At 63.9% G+C, this 14,366-nt stretch carries 17 protein-coding genes; 6 read left to right on the top strand and 11 right to left on the bottom strand.

Going from position 1 to position 14,366, the window contains the following annotated elements:
* Nucleotides 1–7 precede the first annotated feature (7 nt).
* Nucleotides 8–691, bottom strand: a complete 684-nt coding sequence (locus tag AArcSt11_RS14135) for a CPBP family intramembrane glutamic endopeptidase (protein ID WP_250598021.1) — start codon at nt 689–691, stop codon at nt 8–10.
* A gap of 6 nt (nt 692–697) precedes the next feature.
* Nucleotides 698–982, bottom strand: a complete 285-nt coding sequence (locus AArcSt11_RS14130) for a DUF5789 family protein (protein WP_250598019.1) — start codon at nt 980–982, stop codon at nt 698–700.
* Between the two features lie 183 nt (nt 983–1,165).
* Between AArcSt11_RS14130 and AArcSt11_RS14125 the strand changes: the two genes are divergently transcribed.
* Nucleotides 1,166–2,143 carry a cell division protein CdpA domain-containing protein gene (locus tag AArcSt11_RS14125; RefSeq protein ID WP_250598017.1) on the top strand — a complete coding sequence of 326 codons (978 nt, stop codon included), beginning with the start codon at nt 1,166–1,168 and terminating at the stop codon, nt 2,141–2,143.
* Here the strand turns inward: AArcSt11_RS14125 and AArcSt11_RS14120 are convergent, their stop codons facing one another.
* From AArcSt11_RS14120 to AArcSt11_RS14110, 3 genes are read right to left on the bottom strand one after another with little or no spacing between them, the layout of a single operon-like run.
* Nucleotides 2,144–2,611 carry a Mut7-C RNAse domain-containing protein gene (locus tag AArcSt11_RS14120; protein WP_250598015.1) on the bottom strand — a complete coding sequence of 156 codons (468 nt, stop codon included), beginning with the start codon at nt 2,609–2,611 and terminating at the stop codon, nt 2,144–2,146.
* A gap of 1 nt (nt 2,612) precedes the next feature.
* The gene (gene polX, locus AArcSt11_RS14115; protein ID WP_250598013.1) at nt 2,613–4,364 is read right to left on the bottom strand and encodes a DNA polymerase/3'-5' exonuclease PolX; all 1,752 of its coding nucleotides are present in this window, start codon (nt 4,362–4,364) and stop codon (nt 2,613–2,615) included.
* The gene (locus AArcSt11_RS14110) at nt 4,361–4,816 is read right to left on the bottom strand and encodes a DUF5788 family protein (protein ID WP_250598011.1); all 456 of its coding nucleotides are present in this window, start codon (nt 4,814–4,816) and stop codon (nt 4,361–4,363) included. Before AArcSt11_RS14110 ends, polX begins: the two co-directional genes overlap by 4 nt.
* Before the next feature lie 86 nt (nt 4,817–4,902).
* Here AArcSt11_RS14110 and AArcSt11_RS14105 point away from each other — a divergent pair, with 86 nt between their 5' ends.
* From AArcSt11_RS14105 to AArcSt11_RS14095, 3 genes are all read left to right on the top strand, one after another.
* The gene (locus AArcSt11_RS14105; RefSeq protein ID WP_250598009.1) at nt 4,903–5,850 is read left to right on the top strand and encodes a rhomboid family intramembrane serine protease; all 948 of its coding nucleotides are present in this window, start codon (nt 4,903–4,905) and stop codon (nt 5,848–5,850) included.
* A 3-nt stretch (nt 5,851–5,853) separates the two neighbouring features.
* Nucleotides 5,854–6,636: an endonuclease V gene (locus AArcSt11_RS14100; RefSeq protein WP_250598008.1), complete on the top strand. Its 783-nt coding sequence runs from the start codon at nt 5,854–5,856 to the stop codon at nt 6,634–6,636.
* Between the two features lie 65 nt (nt 6,637–6,701).
* Nucleotides 6,702–7,577, top strand: a complete 876-nt coding sequence (locus AArcSt11_RS14095) for an SDR family oxidoreductase (protein WP_250598007.1) — start codon at nt 6,702–6,704, stop codon at nt 7,575–7,577.
* Here AArcSt11_RS14095 and AArcSt11_RS14090 read toward each other — a convergent pair whose 3' ends face one another.
* From AArcSt11_RS14090 to AArcSt11_RS14080, 3 genes are all read right to left on the bottom strand, one after another.
* Complete coding sequence (locus AArcSt11_RS14090; RefSeq protein ID WP_250598006.1) at nt 7,578–7,892, bottom strand: DUF3784 domain-containing protein; 315 nt, start codon at nt 7,890–7,892, stop codon at nt 7,578–7,580.
* Nucleotides 7,893–7,929: 37 nt separating this feature from the next.
* Nucleotides 7,930–9,123 (bottom strand): ArsA family ATPase, encoded by a 1,194-nt coding sequence (locus tag AArcSt11_RS14085; protein ID WP_250598005.1) that lies wholly within the window; start codon nt 9,121–9,123, stop codon nt 7,930–7,932.
* 127 nt (nt 9,124–9,250) lie between these two features.
* Nucleotides 9,251–10,348 carry a pyridoxal phosphate-dependent aminotransferase gene (locus tag AArcSt11_RS14080; RefSeq protein ID WP_250598003.1) on the bottom strand — a complete coding sequence of 366 codons (1,098 nt, stop codon included), beginning with the start codon at nt 10,346–10,348 and terminating at the stop codon, nt 9,251–9,253.
* 77 nt (nt 10,349–10,425) lie between these two features.
* Between AArcSt11_RS14080 and AArcSt11_RS14075 the strand changes: the two genes are divergently transcribed.
* Nucleotides 10,426–10,959, top strand: coding sequence for a CinA family protein (locus AArcSt11_RS14075; protein WP_250598001.1), 534 nt, complete (start codon nt 10,426–10,428; stop codon nt 10,957–10,959).
* A 73-nt stretch (nt 10,960–11,032) separates the two neighbouring features.
* A complete protein-coding gene (locus AArcSt11_RS14070; RefSeq protein WP_250598000.1) occupies nt 11,033–11,521 on the top strand; it encodes a metal-dependent hydrolase in 489 nt (162 codons plus the stop codon).
* Here AArcSt11_RS14070 and AArcSt11_RS14065 read toward each other — a convergent pair.
* From AArcSt11_RS14065 to AArcSt11_RS14055, 3 genes are read right to left on the bottom strand one after another with little or no spacing between them, the layout of a single operon-like run.
* A complete protein-coding gene (locus AArcSt11_RS14065; RefSeq protein ID WP_250597999.1) occupies nt 11,518–12,282 on the bottom strand; it encodes a PHP-associated domain-containing protein in 765 nt (254 codons plus the stop codon). The two genes, AArcSt11_RS14070 and AArcSt11_RS14065, sit on opposite strands and share 4 nt — an antisense overlap.
* Before the next feature lie 45 nt (nt 12,283–12,327).
* The gene (locus tag AArcSt11_RS14060) at nt 12,328–13,392 is read right to left on the bottom strand and encodes a Brp/Blh family beta-carotene 15,15'-dioxygenase (RefSeq protein ID WP_250597998.1); all 1,065 of its coding nucleotides are present in this window, start codon (nt 13,390–13,392) and stop codon (nt 12,328–12,330) included.
* 57 nt (nt 13,393–13,449) lie between these two features.
* Nucleotides 13,450–14,253, bottom strand: coding sequence for a bacteriorhodopsin (locus tag AArcSt11_RS14055; RefSeq protein WP_250598128.1), 804 nt, complete (start codon nt 14,251–14,253; stop codon nt 13,450–13,452).
* Nucleotides 14,254–14,366: the final 113 nt, after the last annotated feature.

The raw sequence follows: 14,366 nt of genomic DNA, 5'->3' as shown, positions 1-14,366 counted from the left end.
TGCGGCGCTAGAGTGGTACCGGTAGGCACCGGAGTGCCCGGAGGGTGAGTTCCGGAGAAATAACCGGATCGCGCAGCACCAACCAGTCGAGCAGCACGAGGCCAGCGCCATGGGCAACGACCGAGGGCAGGATCGAGTTGCTGTAGTAATCCACGGTTCCAAATAGGACGTCGGTCGGCCCCGACAGCAGAAACTCGATCGGGGGCTTCCCGACGTGCAACAGAGCATAGACCACGGGGCTGATGAGCACGCATTTGAGACCCAGATCACGGACGCCGACACAGAGTAGCCCCCGAAAGTACGTCTCGGTCGCCAGCGCGAGCAAGAACAGCTGGATGGCGTGGGGGACGAACTCGCCCAGCGCCAGCGTCGTCGACCACATCGGGTAGAACGATCGGATGCTCGGAAGCGTCGAGCCGACGATATAGAAGGGCAGGACAAAGGCCGACAGGAGGATGGTGTTTCGGACCGCAACCCGGTCGACCTGCCAGCCGATCCGGCGACCGTGAGCGAGACCGAGCGCGAGCGGGCCGACCACGAACACGAGCATGTCGCGGACGACGCGCTCGGTCAGTCCGCTCGTCGACCAGTACTGGTAGAGGACCAACAGTCCCGCGGCTACAATGAGTGAGCGCTGTATCCAGGTAAGCGACGAAAGCCTCCGGCGCGCAGTGCTCGCGAGTTCGGTCACACCGTATCAGCTGGTCGCGACTGGACCGTCACCGATGACGGCTTCGACGTCGTCGACGAACTCCTGACGGCTCTGGAAGTACGTCGTCTCGACGTCGTCCAGCAGCGATTCGAGCGTTTGCGGACCGTCGGGCGTCCGGATCGTCGTCTCACCCTCGCGACGAACGACCTCGCTTCGCTCGACCGGCCACGTGAGCCGGGACGCCGGACGCGCGAGCGGTGCGCCTTCCACGGGCGTTCCGTCGCCTAACTCGACGGCAGGCTCCTCTGCTTCCGCGTCGTCGTCTGACATATATCGACGTTCAGGGCCCCGGCGATTATGTGTTTCGCTTCACGGCGTCGCCCGACTCTACCCGCCGGTGTAGCCAACTTTGTTTCACGCTGGGCGGAGAACGGCAATACTTGACGGCGCGGCGATCCCTGAGCGGCGATGTCTGACATACTGTTATGTATGAGGGGGTACAACACGGCAAGTATGACTAGCCTCGCGGACGTTTACGAGGGCCACGTCGGGGAGGTCAAAGACGTCCGGCGGCTCTACGTCGGCAGCGGACTGTTCGTCGCGGGAGCGGTGCTGACCATCCTCGCGATGCTCGTCGCGACGACCGGGCTGCCCGGCCTCGTCGGGATCGACGGCGAGTTCACACCGAACCTGATCGGCGGTATCCTGGCCGGACTCGGCGTTCCAGCGACGCTGCTGGGCGTCTCCACGATCCTTCCTGCTAGCGAACGCCTCCGCGCCGCCTCGGTAATCGGCGCGAGTATCGCCGTCCTCGGCGTTGCATTGTTCTGGCACGCCTATCCCAGCGACTGGGCGGGCTACAACCAGAACCTGACGCCGTACGTCCTCGGCGTCTACTTCCTCGGGGTCATGATCACGCTTGGCTGCCTGTTCGTCGGCATCGCGAACTTCAAAGAGCGCAATGATCCGGGCGGCACAGTCTCGCTTGAGGTCCGCACCGAGTCCGGGGAAACCCGCGTCGTCGAGGTCGACCGCTCGGAGGTCCAGTCGGGCAGTCTCGGCGGGATCGGGATGCTCGGCGGGACGCCGGATGGCGAGGTTGAAACGCAGACGAATCGGCCCGGAACGTCAGGAAGCGCCGCGCAGAGCGACGCCGGTGCCTCCCAGAGGTCGACCCAGTCGAACCGGGAACCGGGTACCTACGGCACATCGACCGGCGGAGCGACCCGGTCGAGCGGCGGAAGCGCAGGCGGACTTGGCCCCTCGGGCACGGCCAGTGACGGCGGGGCGAGCACGAGCGATATCAGTTCACCACTGGAGGACTCGCCGGGCTCGTCCTCGACCGCAAAGGACGTCGGCGATCGATACTGCGGCAACTGCGAGCATTTCCGCTATGTCAACTCCTCGGCCGGAATGCAGCCGTACTGTGGCTACGACGGCGAGGTTATGGAGGATATGGACGCCTGCGAAGAGTGGGAGCCGAACCGCTGATCACCGGACACCGTCGAGCGTTTCGGTCATCCGCTCCCAGTGACCCCCTTTCCAGAAGTACTGTCCGCAGGAGCGACAGCGCCACAGCGTTGCCCCTTCTTCGTCGCGTGGCAGTTCGTCCGGCACGTACTGGGGAAGCCCCGGCTCGGCTCCGGAAACCGCTTCGACAGGCCCGTTACACCGACCGCACTGCTGGGGCGTCTCGGTCGGGCTCAGCTCGATCCCGGCAGCCGCGAGTTCGGCGAGCTGGGCGTCGGTTCCACGGCTCCGCAGCAGTACGGCTCGCTCGGCCCGGTCCGACAGCTCCCGGTCCCGTGTCAGAATCGTCCTGTCTTCGGCGTCCGCGACCGCGAGCACGGCGTCATCGTCCTCGATCCCGCGATCCGGGGCGTAGACCGTATCGTGCCCGCAGAGCCGAAGATACGGCGGCAGTCGGCCACACATCGCGTCGACGAGCAGGCGCGCCATCTCAGTGCAGGAACTCCCGCAGATCGTCGATCGGCCACGTGTTGATGACGTCGCCCGGCTCGGCCCAGCCGCGACGTGCGGTGTGGACGCCGTAGCGGACATTGGCGAACTCGCCGGGGCTGTGGGCGTCCGTGTTGACGGCGATCGGCGCACCGGCGTCGACGGCGACCTGGACCGGACGCCCCCACAGGTCCAGCCGCGCAGGGTTGCTATTGACTTCGAGGGCGACGTCCTGCTCGGCTGCCACGGCGGCGAGCTCGGTGATGTCCAGTTCGAGCCCGGACCGCTGGTTCAGCAGGCGACCATGTGGATGCCCCAGCACATCGACCGCCGGGTGCGTCATCGCCGTCGTGAGCCGGTCAGTTGCCGACTCCATGTCGGCGTCGAGCGCGCTGTGTGGCGAGGCGACGATCACGTCGAGCGCGTCGAGCGCGTCGTCGCCGACCGAGAGCCCACCATCGGCGTCGATATTCGCCTCGACGCCGGTCAGCACGTCGATCCCGGCATCGGCGGCAACGTCCTCGACGGCCTCGATCTGTTCGATCAGTTCGTCGTCGTCCAGACCCGTATTCCCGAAGATACCGGGGCCGCTCGCGTGGTCGGTCACTGCGAGATACTCGTGGCCGAACGCGGCGGCCTGTTCGACCATCTCCTCGATCGTGAAGCCGCCGTCCGACCAGTCCGTGTGCGCGTGGATGTCCCCCCGAACGTCGGCCTCGGTGACGAGGTCGGGAAGCTCGCCCGCGGCCGCGGCCTCGATCTCGCCGCGCCCCTCGCGAAGCTCCGGCGGGATCGTCGGCAGATCGAGGGCGTCGTACATGCTCGCTTCGGTATGCCCACCGATCCGCTCGCCGACGCGCTGGTCGCTCTCGGGAGCCGCCACGTCGCTGATATCAAAGGCCCCGTACTCGTTGAGTTTGATGTCCCGATCGAGCGCGTAGTTACGCAGGTCGACGTTGTGCTCTTTGCTTCCCGTAAAGTACTGCAACGCGCTCCCGAACTCCGCGTCGACGACGACCCGGATATCGACCCGGACGCCGCCACCCGCCCGGACGCTTGCCTTGTTCTCGCCGGACTCGATCACCGATTCGACGCGCTCCCAGTCGGTGAAGGCCTCGAGGACGGCGGCGTGATCCTCGGCCCCGACCAGCACATCGACATCGCCGATCGTCGCGCGCCAGCGGCGGATCGATCCAGCCACCTCCACGCGCTCGACCGGGTCGCTGTCGGCAAGATACGTTACGAGCGCGTCCGCGAGTGGGCGACCGTCACCCAGCAACTCGCGCTCGCGAGCGCTCCGGGCGAACTCGATGTTCTCCAGAATGTTCTGTTCGGTTTTGGGTCCGAAGCCGTGGATCTCGCGGATATTCTCCTCGCGGGCGGCCCGGTCCAGATCCGCGAGCGTCCGGACGCCGAGTTCGCGATAGAGCGTCCCGACGGTCTTCGGGCCGACCCCCTCGACGCGCGTGAGGGCGTCCATCTCGACCGGAAGCTCACCGCGAAGCTCCTCTAGCTCCTCGATCGTGCCCGTCTCGACGTATTCGACGATCTTGGCGGCGATGGCGTCGCCGACCCCGTCGATCTCGTCGAGCGCGTCGGTGCCCTCCGCAGCGAGCGAGGCGACCGACCCCGGATGTTCCTGAATGTTCTCGGCGGCGCGCCGGTAGGCGCGGGGCTTGTATTCGACGTCTTTCGCTTCGAGCAGATCGGCCATCGCTTCGAGCTCGGCGACGATCTCGTCGTCGGTCGTCATCGGCCCCTCCCCGTCCCGCCGAGACGTCTCGAGCTCGTGTCCTCGTGGCCAAGCGCCTGTCTGAGGAAGGACATCCAGCGTTTCTTGTCGGCGGTCTCCTGTGCCATCGTCTCTCGTTCGAGGTCAGTGGGCTGGAGGTTCTCCAGAGCGTTGAGCGCACGATCGATACCGACGATCGATCGGGCGAGTCGCTCACCCTCCTCGAAGCTGATCTCGCCGTCCTCGATGCGCTGGCGGCGCTGGAGCCGTTCGCGACGCAGGTTCTTTTTCGCCCGGTCGACCCGTTCGCGTTCGCTCGCCGGATAGGTCTCGCGTCGCTTGATCTCGAAGACGAACTCCTGCAGCTCGATCTCCTCACCCTGGACGGCGATCCGTTCGGGGATCTCCGTGCCGACCGTCGCGCCCTCGCGGTCGACGCGTTCGAGGAGCTGTTTGCGCTGGTACTCCTGCATACTCTCCAGTGGGGTGTCGACGGGCAAAAAGCCACGGCGAAATCGGACCGCAAACCCCTTTTGACGGCCGCCCGAAGGAGTAGCAAATGGCGAAATGCGACGTGTGTGGGCGCGAAGAGAATATGCCGTACAACTGTAGCCAGTGCGGCGGTACCTTCTGTCCGGAGCATCGCCTGCCGGAGAACCACGACTGTCCGGGACTCGCCCAGTGGAACGACCCGAGCGGCGTCTTCGACAGCGGGTTCGATGATAGCGTCGACGACCCCGACGGCTCGCGGAGCCTGCTCGACCGGATCGGCATCGACACCGGACCCGGCGGGCCGCTGGGTTACTTCCGTGGCAACATGACGTTCGTGTTCCTCGTGTTGATGTGGATCACGTTTGCCGCCCAGCTAGCCGTTCAGACGTTCACCGGGGTTGTCGGAAACCCAAGCTTCTACGATCCGACAGTGTTCAGAGCCCTCTTCACGCTCGATCCGCAGAACCCGCTATACCTCTGGACGTGGGTCACGTCGATCTTCGCACACGGCGGACTGTTCCACATTGCGGTCAACAGTATCGTGATCTACTTCTTCGGCCGACTGGTCGAGGACTACATCGGCTCGCGGGAGTTCGCCATACTGTTCATCGTGAGTGGGATCCTTGCGGGGCTCGGACAGATCGGCATCGGTATTCTCATGGGCGATGCAGTGCCTGTACTCGGAGCCAGCGGCGCAGCCCTGGCGATCATGGGCGTCCTGACGATCCTGAACCCGGGACTCAAAGTGTACGTCTACTTCATCCTCCCGATGCCGATCTGGCTGCTGACCGTGCTGTTCGCGGGCTATTCGGTGTTTGCAGCCAGCGCCCCGGGGGTTGGGGCAGGCGTCGCTCATATCGCCCACCTCATCGGTCTCGGTATCGGACTGATCTACGGGAACTACGTCAAGGGCCAGATCCGGACGCCGAATCAGGTCCAGCTGGGCGGCGGTCGTGGCCCCGGTGGTCCGGGCGGTCCGGGCGGCCCTGGGGGTCCGGGTCGCGGCCGATTCTGAACGATGAACGGCCCGCCAAAGCTGGCACGTCCCGATCTCGTGCCCGATCCCGACAGGGGACGCGAGACGATGGAAGCCCAGCAGCGCGATATTGCCAGCGAGGCGAGGTTCGCGGACGACTTCGAGTTCGATCCGGCAACGATCATTGATGGCCCGCTTGCGACGCCGGACGAGGACCCCCCGCTCGTCGCTGGCATCGATCAGGCGTTTCTCGACGACCGGGTGATCAGCGCGATCGTCGTCTCACGCGGAGGCGAGGTCGTCGAGCGCGTCTACGCCGTCACCGATCTCTCGATCCCCTACATCCCCGGCCTGCTGGCGTTCCGTGAGGGCGGCCCGATCCTCGACGCCGTCGCTGAGCTGACGAGCACACCCGACCTGTTCGTCTTCGACGGGAGCGGCCGGATCCACTTTCGTGAAGCTGGGATCGCGACCCACATGGGAGTCGTGCTCGACGTGCCGAGTGTCGGCGTCGCCAAGAGCCTGCTGTGTGGGACGCCCACCCGGTCAGTCGAGGGGCTCGCGGCGGGCGAGCGCGTTCCGATCGAAAGCGACGAGGACGTCACCGCGACGGCGGGTGAACGGATCGGCTACGCCGTCCAGACGCGCCAGTACGACTCGCCGAATCGTCACATCAACCCGCTGTACGTCAGCCCAGGCCACCGAGTCGGGGCGGCAACGGCCGCCGATCTAGTGCTTGCACTTGCCGACGGCTACAAACTGCCCGAGCCGACACGGCGGGCCGACGCGTACGCCGACGAGGCAAAATCCCTCGTCGACGATTGACGCCGCTAGGGGGATCCCACCGGGACTTCTCCTATGCTTAATTACTTGGCGGCTAATTGATGGGTATGGCCGATACGCGAGACGACGAGACGGGCGAGACGCCGCCCCGTGAGGGGAAACTGAAGACGGTGCTGATCACCGGCTGTTCGTCGGGGATCGGACGCGAGGCGGCGAAGGCATTTCTCGACGACGACGGTTGGACGGTCTACGCGACCGCACGCGATACCGACGACATCGCCGATCTCGGCGAGGCCGGCTGTGAGACGGCTGAACTCGATGTCACCGACGAAAACCATGTCCGACAGGTCGTCGAGCGTGTGATTAGCGAGACCGGACGGATCGACGCACTGGTCAACAACGCCGGCTACGCCCAGATGGGACCAGCCGAGGAAGTCCCAACCGAAGTCGTCCACGAACAGTTCGACGTCAACGTCTACGGACCACACCGGCTCACCAGAGCCGTCCTACCACACATGCGAGACCGCGAGCGCGGGACGATCGTCAATATCTCAAGCGTCGCGGGACGCGTTTCCCATCCGGGCGGCGGCGTCTACTGCAGCTCGAAGTTCGCGCTCGAAGCGATGAGCGATGCGCTCCGCTCGGAGGTCGAGCCGTTCGACGTCAACGTCGCGCTGGTAGAACCGGGACCAGTGAACACCTCCTTTGGCGACGAGATGCGATCCAAGACCGACGCCCTGGAGCGATCGGGCGCGTACGACTGGTTCTATTCGATGATCGAGGATACCAAAATCATCGGCGGTGGTGGCTTTGGCTCCGTCGAGGCAAAAGAAGTCGCAGAGACGATCCTCGAAGCCGCGAACAGCCCGGATCCCAGGTCGCGCTATCCAGTCGGACAGTTCGGCAAGCTGAGTTCGCTAGGTCGGCTTACACCCGACCCCATCCGTGACGCGCTGTTCGGGATCGTTCGGCGGTTCGTCTGACTATACAGGTTTCTCGTACCGGCGTGCACCACGGACCATCCGAACGGTTACCGCCAGGGTCCCGACGACAAAGACGATCCAGATTCCCTGATAGCCATCGAACGGTTGTGTATACTCGAACCCGGCAACGATGGCAGTGAGCGCCGCCACGTACAGGGTTTGCGTCCCGATGAAGGTAGCGAGTCCGTCCTCATCCTCGATTTTGTCCGGATCGTAGCCCGCGATCAACTCGACGACGCCGAAGTATTTGATAAGTACCCCAATCAGCGTAAGGACGGCAGTCGCCACGAGCATGGACAGAACGGTATCGGTCATTATAGCGAGACTTTCCGGCGGCCTCAACTAATATTTTTCACTTGAGACACCGAGCAACAGTCCGGAGCATTCGCTCGCCTCGCACTTCGTCGGCAAAGAGCGGAACGCGTTTAATATCGTGGCCGCGGAACAGTTCGTGAGCCGACTGCAACGCCTCCTGCTGGACGTCCCAGCGACGCTGACAGAACTCGCAACTGTCGAGGTTCGGCGTGACGAACTGGTCGGCGTCGACATCGTCGGTCACGTCCGCTAGGTCCTCCATCACCTTGTTCACTACCACCGTCCCAACCGGAATCTCGAACTCACGCAACTGGTCGACGAGCCGCTGGCTCTCGAAGACGCTCATCTCCTCGGGCACCATCACGACGCGAAAGTCCGTCTGTGCCGGATCGCGAAGCGTCTCACGGAGGCGTTCGATCCGCTCGCTGAGCTCTCGTAGCTCGTCGACGCCCCCCTCGTCAGGGACGTCCTCGCCGCCGAACATCCCCTTGACGCCGTCGAGCATGCCGCTGAAACGCTCGCGCATCGCGAGGACCCGACCGACCATGGTATCCATGATCTCGGGGAGTTCGAGCAGCCGCAGGGTATGACCCGTCGGCGCAGTATCGACTACCACCCGATCAAAACGCGGATCATCCATGTACTCGATGAGTTTCTGGATCGCCACCGCCTCATCCGATCCGGGCATCGATCCGCCCATCAGCATATCCATGGGTCCATCACCGCCGAGCAGGTCGCCAAGACCACCCAGACCGCCCTGTGGGTCAGTACCCGCCCCGGCCTCCGCACTCATCTCCGGGCCGCCTGCAGACCCGGGTTCGGCCCCAGCGCCACCGCCGAACATCGCTGCGTTCTCCTCCATCGCATCATCCGGATCGATCTCCGCGGCGTACAGCGGGACGTCCTCACGAATCCGTTCCGGACGCGGCGAGATGTCGGCCTCGAAGGTGTCCGACAGCGAGTGGGCCGGATCGGTCGAGACGACCAGCGTTTTCGTCCCCGACTCGGCACTGGCCAGAGCGGTCGCCGCGGCCATCGTGGTCTTCCCAACACCGCCTTTCCCGCCGTAGAGGACGTACTCGGGCGTATCGGACGTGATTTCGATACCCGGTTCGACGTCAACCTCGACCCCGTCGTCATCACTCTCATCGGTCGGATCGACAGACCCATCATCCGGCTCCGTCGACCCCTCCTCGACCTCGTCGACCGCCTCGACGTCGATGCTGCTCATACCCGCGCTACCGCTCGCGGGCTTGTGTACCCGTCGGTTTATACGGGATCGGGCGGCCAGAGTGCATGGACGCCCGGGGTCGGTGGGCAGGGCCGACCCATAGTCCGACTACCCCGAAAGGGCTGCGCTAAAAATACTCCGCGAGCCGATCCGCGGCCTCCTCGACGCGCGGCGAGAGCAAGGCGAATCGAAGCCACTCGTCGCGGGCGCTCCCAAACGCCTCACCGGGCATTCCTGCGACCCCGGTGTCGTCGATCAACTGCTCGACGTTCGCAAGTGTCCCCGGGAAATCGGGGAAGCGCGCGAGCACGTAGAAGCCGCCATCAGGGATCGTGTATTCGGCTCCCGCCCGTTCGAGACCGTCGGTGAACGCCTCGATTCGCGCGTGCATCCGTTCGCGGTTCTCCCGGTAGTACTCCGTCTCGGTTCCCTGTAGCGCCTGCAGAACGGCATACTGTGCAGGACGACTTCCAGCCACGTTGACCAGCATGTGCCGCGTCTTCACCGGGTCGACCAGCGCGTCGGGAACCACTGCATAGCCGACTCGGAACCCTGTGATCGCCAGCGACTTCGAGAAGGAGTTGGTGACGATGCGATGTTCGGAGTCGACCGCCAGCGCGCTCGCAAAGGTGCCGGAGTAGTCGAAGTGGTCGTATACCTCGTCGCTGACAAGTATAGCGTCGACGTCCTCCGCAATCGCCACGAGCTCGCGCATCGTCGCCTCGTCGTAGACCGCGCCGCTGGGGTTGTTCGGTGTGGTGACGACGATCGCCGCGGTCTCCTGGGTGGCGGCGTCACGGACCTGTGCGGGGTCGAGCGAGCCGTCCGCATCGGTGGCGACGTACTCCGGAACACCGCCCAGTATCTCCGCTTTCTGGGGATAGTACGGGTACACCGGATCGGTGAGCAGTACCTCACTACCTCTCGAACGCTCCAGCGCTGCGGCCATCGCGAGGTAGTTCGCCTCCGCGCCGCCGTTCGTGACGACGACCTGTTCGAGGTCGACCCCTCGGCGGTCGGCAATCTCGGCGCGTAGTTTCGTCAACCCCTCGCTGGGCTGGTACTGGAATGTTTCGGGCTTACCCCCAGCGTACTCGACGAGCCCCTCGCGAAGCGCGGCAGGGGGTTCCCAGTCGGGGCTGCCACTTACCATATTGATCACGTCACCGTCGGCTCGGTCGGCGTACTGCATGACCTGAAAGAACAGCGGGCGGTCGTTGCTCATGCCAACCCGTTCGAGCGGCGACAGGAGTCTCTTTCGAGACGACGTGGATTCAAGACGGTGCCGACCGATTCGCCGGTATGAACGAACCGGACGACAGCACGAAACCACCCGGGACTGATCTCGCCGCCGAACTCGGTGACGAGCTCCGTGACCGAGACGCCACCATTGCCACCGCAGAGTCATGTACCGGCGGACTCATGGGCGCAGCGCTGACGGCAGTCCCCGGTTCCAGTGACTACTTCGACCGCTCGCTTGTCACCTACGCGTACGACGCAAAGCGGCAACTACTGGGGGTCAACCGTGAGGATCTCGACGACTACGGCGCGGTCAGCGAACCGGTCGCCCGACAGATGGCCAGCGGCGTTCGGGATACTGCTGACGTGACCTGGGGCGTGGGTATAACCGGCGTCGCGGGGCCGGGCGGCGGAACCGAGGAGACTCCTGTCGGGACGGTGTATATCGCCGTCGCGTACGCCGGGCCGTGGGACACGAACGAGTCGTACACAACGGTCTCACGCTACGAATTCGAGGGCGACCGGTCGACGGTTCGTGCCGCGACCGTCAGACAGGCGCTTGACGATGTTCTCACGGAACTCCGAAACCAACCGTAAGTATCCAGCCAGTAGTACGACACGAAGGGAAAGTATCATTCGGCGGGCGGCCGGAGACACCGAGTACACCCAAATGAACAAAAAAGGACACGTGCTCAACGCCGTCTTCCTGAGCATCGGTCTCGCGTACCTGCTCGAGCCCGCCGGTGACGAGACCACGTTTATTACGATGGTCGCAGTCGGCATTCCCGTCACGCTCGGCGCGCTGTTCCCCGACGTCGATACGGACTTCGGGAAGCACCGGAAAACGCTGCACAACCTCCCGATTCTGGCACTGTTCGTTGCGTTCCCGTACTTTTTCGACGGGAACCTCCAGTACGTCTGGATCGGCGTGTTGACACATTATGTGCTCGATATAGCGGGGAGCAAGCGTGGCATTGCGCTGTTTTACCCGATCTGGAAGAAGGAGTTCGGTCTCCCGGTCGGCGTCGCGGTGAGCAGCAATCGTTCGACGCTGATGACGGTCGTGGTTACGCTGGCCGAGCTCGTCGTCGCGGCAGTGATCATCTACGATGTCCCGCTGATGGCGCTCGACGCTGCGCGGTCATCAATCGGCGTCTAGTACACCGAAACGTCGTCAAATCGTCCCTCGTACAGTGGTCGGTCTGGATGTGTCGCTTCCGTCCCCGAGAGAACGATCCGATCGAACTTCTTGCCGGTGTTCTCCCAGCCGAGATGTGCGAACTCCGCGACCGACTGGAGCCGGGAGCTCCACCCTTGACGACGACAGGCCTGGCGTGAAACGCCGTCCTGCAGTGCAGCACACAGTTCGTCCTGAGTTCCGATTTCGTGGTCGAACGTCGTCCACGCCAGGCCGACAGAGCCAGGGAGGTGAGCATACGAGGACGCGGTAACCGGAGCGTCAACGGCACGCGCAATCTCGCGGGCCCGGGTGGTGTGTCGTGGCCAGTGTTTCAGATTGCATACCTCGACGGCGTCGATCCGCTCACGGTGGGCCACGACGTCGTCTGCGGATAGTCCAACCGTGAGAAACTCGGGATGGGGCACGATCACAGTGGCGTCCTGCCGAGCGAGTTCTGTCATCGCACCATCGAGCGAGATGAAGTCGGGAATCGGCTCGGACAGTCCCATCGCGAGGACGTGTTTGCGATCGCGCCACGAGCCGGTGAACACCTCGCGGGCGGGAACCACGAGCAGTTCGTCGTCCGAAAAGCGATCCGCTCGGCGCTCTATCTCGGGCAAGGGCATGAAATGAGGAGCGTACACGAGTACGTCAATCCCGCGTGCCTTTGCCCGCTCGGCGACGCCGTCGTCGAGTATTTTCACGTGGCAATCGACCCGGGTCCCATCGCGTTCGGTCACAGTCCCGAATTTCGGTCGTCCCGAATTAGCGGTTCCGGTATCCGGTCATCGCCAGAACCCATCGTAGTAATCGAGGACGGAAACGAAGGCAACGTGTGGGAGCGTTAGCACGGCGATAAAGACCAGATAGACCCCCATCAGGCTCCCGGGATCGGTTGCGGCTCCCGGCAGCAACAGGTAGAGCGCGACACCGAACACGAGCGAAAGCGCCGTCAGCGGGGCAGCGTCGCGGGCAAACCGGGACAGTGGAGTGACGACGGCCCCATCGGCAATCTCGCTCTCCACGTGCTCGTCCAGCAACAGGAACCGGACGATGTGTCGAAGCGAGTGCCAGAAACAGAAGTACAGGCCGATCGCAAGCAGTGGTGGGACGGTAGCAAAAAACCCGACCAGTAATCCGGTTTCGACAGCATCGATCCGCCACGGACGAGAATCCGTCCTGCGGACCCACCCGAGCGAGAGCGCACCGACGACGAGTGCCCCGTACAGCGCGGCCACCAGGAGCCGTGCCTCGGCAGTAAAGAACGGATCCAGAGCGCCGACAGCGCCCGGGTCGACGACGCCGACGATCCACTCGGCGACGCGTCGGTACTCACCCGGGAACGCGACCAGCGGCACTAGCATCGGTGCGCCGCCGCGGACGAGAGCGGTCAGTGCCGTCCCACCGGGACCCCGGACGTGGTTGCCGCCGACGAGTTCGCGAACCGGGTGGATGTCCCCTTGCCCCCAGTGGAACCAGGTGAGCAGGATAAAGAAAACGAACGCGGCGGCAGGCGAGAGAAACCAGACGACAGCGTAGCCACTGCCGAGGACGGCGTAGACCACACCGACCTCGGCCATCGACCGAATCGTCAGAGCCGTTCCTCTCGCACGGGGAGTGACGAGATGGTCGACCGCACCGTGGGGAAGTCCCAGCAGGAGGACGCTCAAGAATAGTGGGGCCAACTGTATCGAAAGCGGAATCTCCGTCCCGACGATCGTGACAAGGACCGAGGTCGCAAGGAGCGTGATCCAGCCCGGAAGAAGTGCCAGCCTAGCGGCCCCCTCTAACCGCCGCCCAGCAAGCGCTGCCACGAGTCGCTCTGCAGTAGGGCTGGAAGTGTCACTCATCAGTAGGTACTCTGGAGCGCGACAATAAAAAAGGCGACTCGTCGAATCCGGGTCCGATCAGTCGTCAGCAGGGGCCGCGCCCGATGCGGCGGAGCCGGAGCCGAGCGTCGGCATGTCGGCGATAATCGACTCGTTGTTGACGACCCAGTTCAGTAGCAGGAACGCGAAGATGTACTTCGCGACGATGTCGAGGCCACTGTAGGCCCACGACGTAATTGCAACGCTCTCGATGATCGCGATCCCCTCGGCACCGAGTGCCCAGAAGATCGGGTAGCCGAGCCACATCGCGACGGTGAGAATCTTCAGCGTGTTGAAGATTTCATCCGTTCCGTTCGCCTTGGCGTCCTCCGGCCACTTGACCAACAGGACGTAGAGGACGACCAGGAAGAACATGCAGCTGATGAAGTACCAGAACCAGCGCAGACCGTGAGAGGACACGGTCAGCGCGGCGGCGAGCCCGGTCACACACATCCCGATGTCAGCGACAATCGCCGTGAACAGATCGGTTACGTTAGAGCCTGCAAGCAAGCCGAGTGCGAGCAGGATCATCGGTGTCGACAGTGCCCAGGTGAGGTAGCGGCCCCACATGGTTAGTACTTCTTCGCCCCCGAGTGCGTGATTCGCCGGCATCTCCAGGAAACTGATCGTCAGACCGGACACAAGTCCGGTGTAGCTGGAGATGGAGACGAGCGGAACCATCAGCGTCGCGACGAAGATCAGCTGGGATCGTGGATCTTCGACGTTACGCCCCATATACACGAACAGCAGGATTGACAGCCCGGCAAGCGCGATGTTTACCCAGAACGAGGCGCTAAGCAACGCGTCATCCTGCACTGCCTCGAAGATTTCTGGCTGGGTCATCTCGAGGAACGTCCCGAACTGTGCTATCGCGGCCGCATCACCGGCTATCGCCTCTAACATAATACGTTGGGAATGGGGGAGTTGGACATAATAACAACATGACCTTACTAGTA

This window comes from Natranaeroarchaeum aerophilus, from assembly GCF_023638055.1.
Lineage (GTDB): Archaea > Halobacteriota > Halobacteria > Halobacteriales > Natronoarchaeaceae > Natranaeroarchaeum > Natranaeroarchaeum aerophilum.
The sequence above is the reverse complement of the archived record's forward strand: the minus strand, read 5'-3'. Positions and strand labels throughout refer to the sequence as shown.

Excerpts from the sequence above, each read along its gene's own strand:
- AArcSt11_RS14075 (WP_250598001.1), top strand. The coding sequence starts at position 10,426 with ATGAACGAACCGGACGACAGCACGAAACCACCCGGGACTGATCTCGCC.
- AArcSt11_RS14085 (WP_250598005.1), bottom strand. The coding sequence starts at position 9,123 with ATGAGCAGCATCGACGTCGAGGCGGTCGACGAGGTCGAGGAGGGGTCG.
- polX (WP_250598013.1), bottom strand. The coding sequence starts at position 4,364 with ATGACGACCGACGACGAGATCGTCGCCGAGCTCGAAGCGATGGCCGAT.
- AArcSt11_RS14055 (WP_250598128.1), bottom strand. The coding sequence starts at position 14,253 with ATGACCCAGCCAGAAATCTTCGAGGCAGTGCAGGATGACGCGTTGCTT.
- AArcSt11_RS14125 (WP_250598017.1), top strand. The coding sequence starts at position 1,166 with ATGACTAGCCTCGCGGACGTTTACGAGGGCCACGTCGGGGAGGTCAAA.
- AArcSt11_RS14100 (WP_250598008.1), top strand. The coding sequence starts at position 5,854 with ATGAACGGCCCGCCAAAGCTGGCACGTCCCGATCTCGTGCCCGATCCC.
- AArcSt11_RS14060 (WP_250597998.1), bottom strand. The coding sequence starts at position 13,392 with ATGAGTGACACTTCCAGCCCTACTGCAGAGCGACTCGTGGCAGCGCTT.
- AArcSt11_RS14095 (WP_250598007.1), top strand. The coding sequence starts at position 6,702 with ATGGCCGATACGCGAGACGACGAGACGGGCGAGACGCCGCCCCGTGAG.
- AArcSt11_RS14130 (WP_250598019.1), bottom strand. The coding sequence starts at position 982 with ATGTCAGACGACGACGCGGAAGCAGAGGAGCCTGCCGTCGAGTTAGGC.
- AArcSt11_RS14070 (WP_250598000.1), top strand. The coding sequence starts at position 11,033 with ATGAACAAAAAAGGACACGTGCTCAACGCCGTCTTCCTGAGCATCGGT.
- AArcSt11_RS14105 (WP_250598009.1), top strand. The coding sequence starts at position 4,903 with ATGGCGAAATGCGACGTGTGTGGGCGCGAAGAGAATATGCCGTACAAC.
- AArcSt11_RS14120 (WP_250598015.1), bottom strand. The coding sequence starts at position 2,611 with ATGGCGCGCCTGCTCGTCGACGCGATGTGTGGCCGACTGCCGCCGTAT.
- AArcSt11_RS14090 (WP_250598006.1), bottom strand. The coding sequence starts at position 7,892 with ATGACCGATACCGTTCTGTCCATGCTCGTGGCGACTGCCGTCCTTACG.
- AArcSt11_RS14110 (WP_250598011.1), bottom strand. The coding sequence starts at position 4,816 with ATGCAGGAGTACCAGCGCAAACAGCTCCTCGAACGCGTCGACCGCGAG.
- AArcSt11_RS14080 (WP_250598003.1), bottom strand. The coding sequence starts at position 10,348 with ATGAGCAACGACCGCCCGCTGTTCTTTCAGGTCATGCAGTACGCCGAC.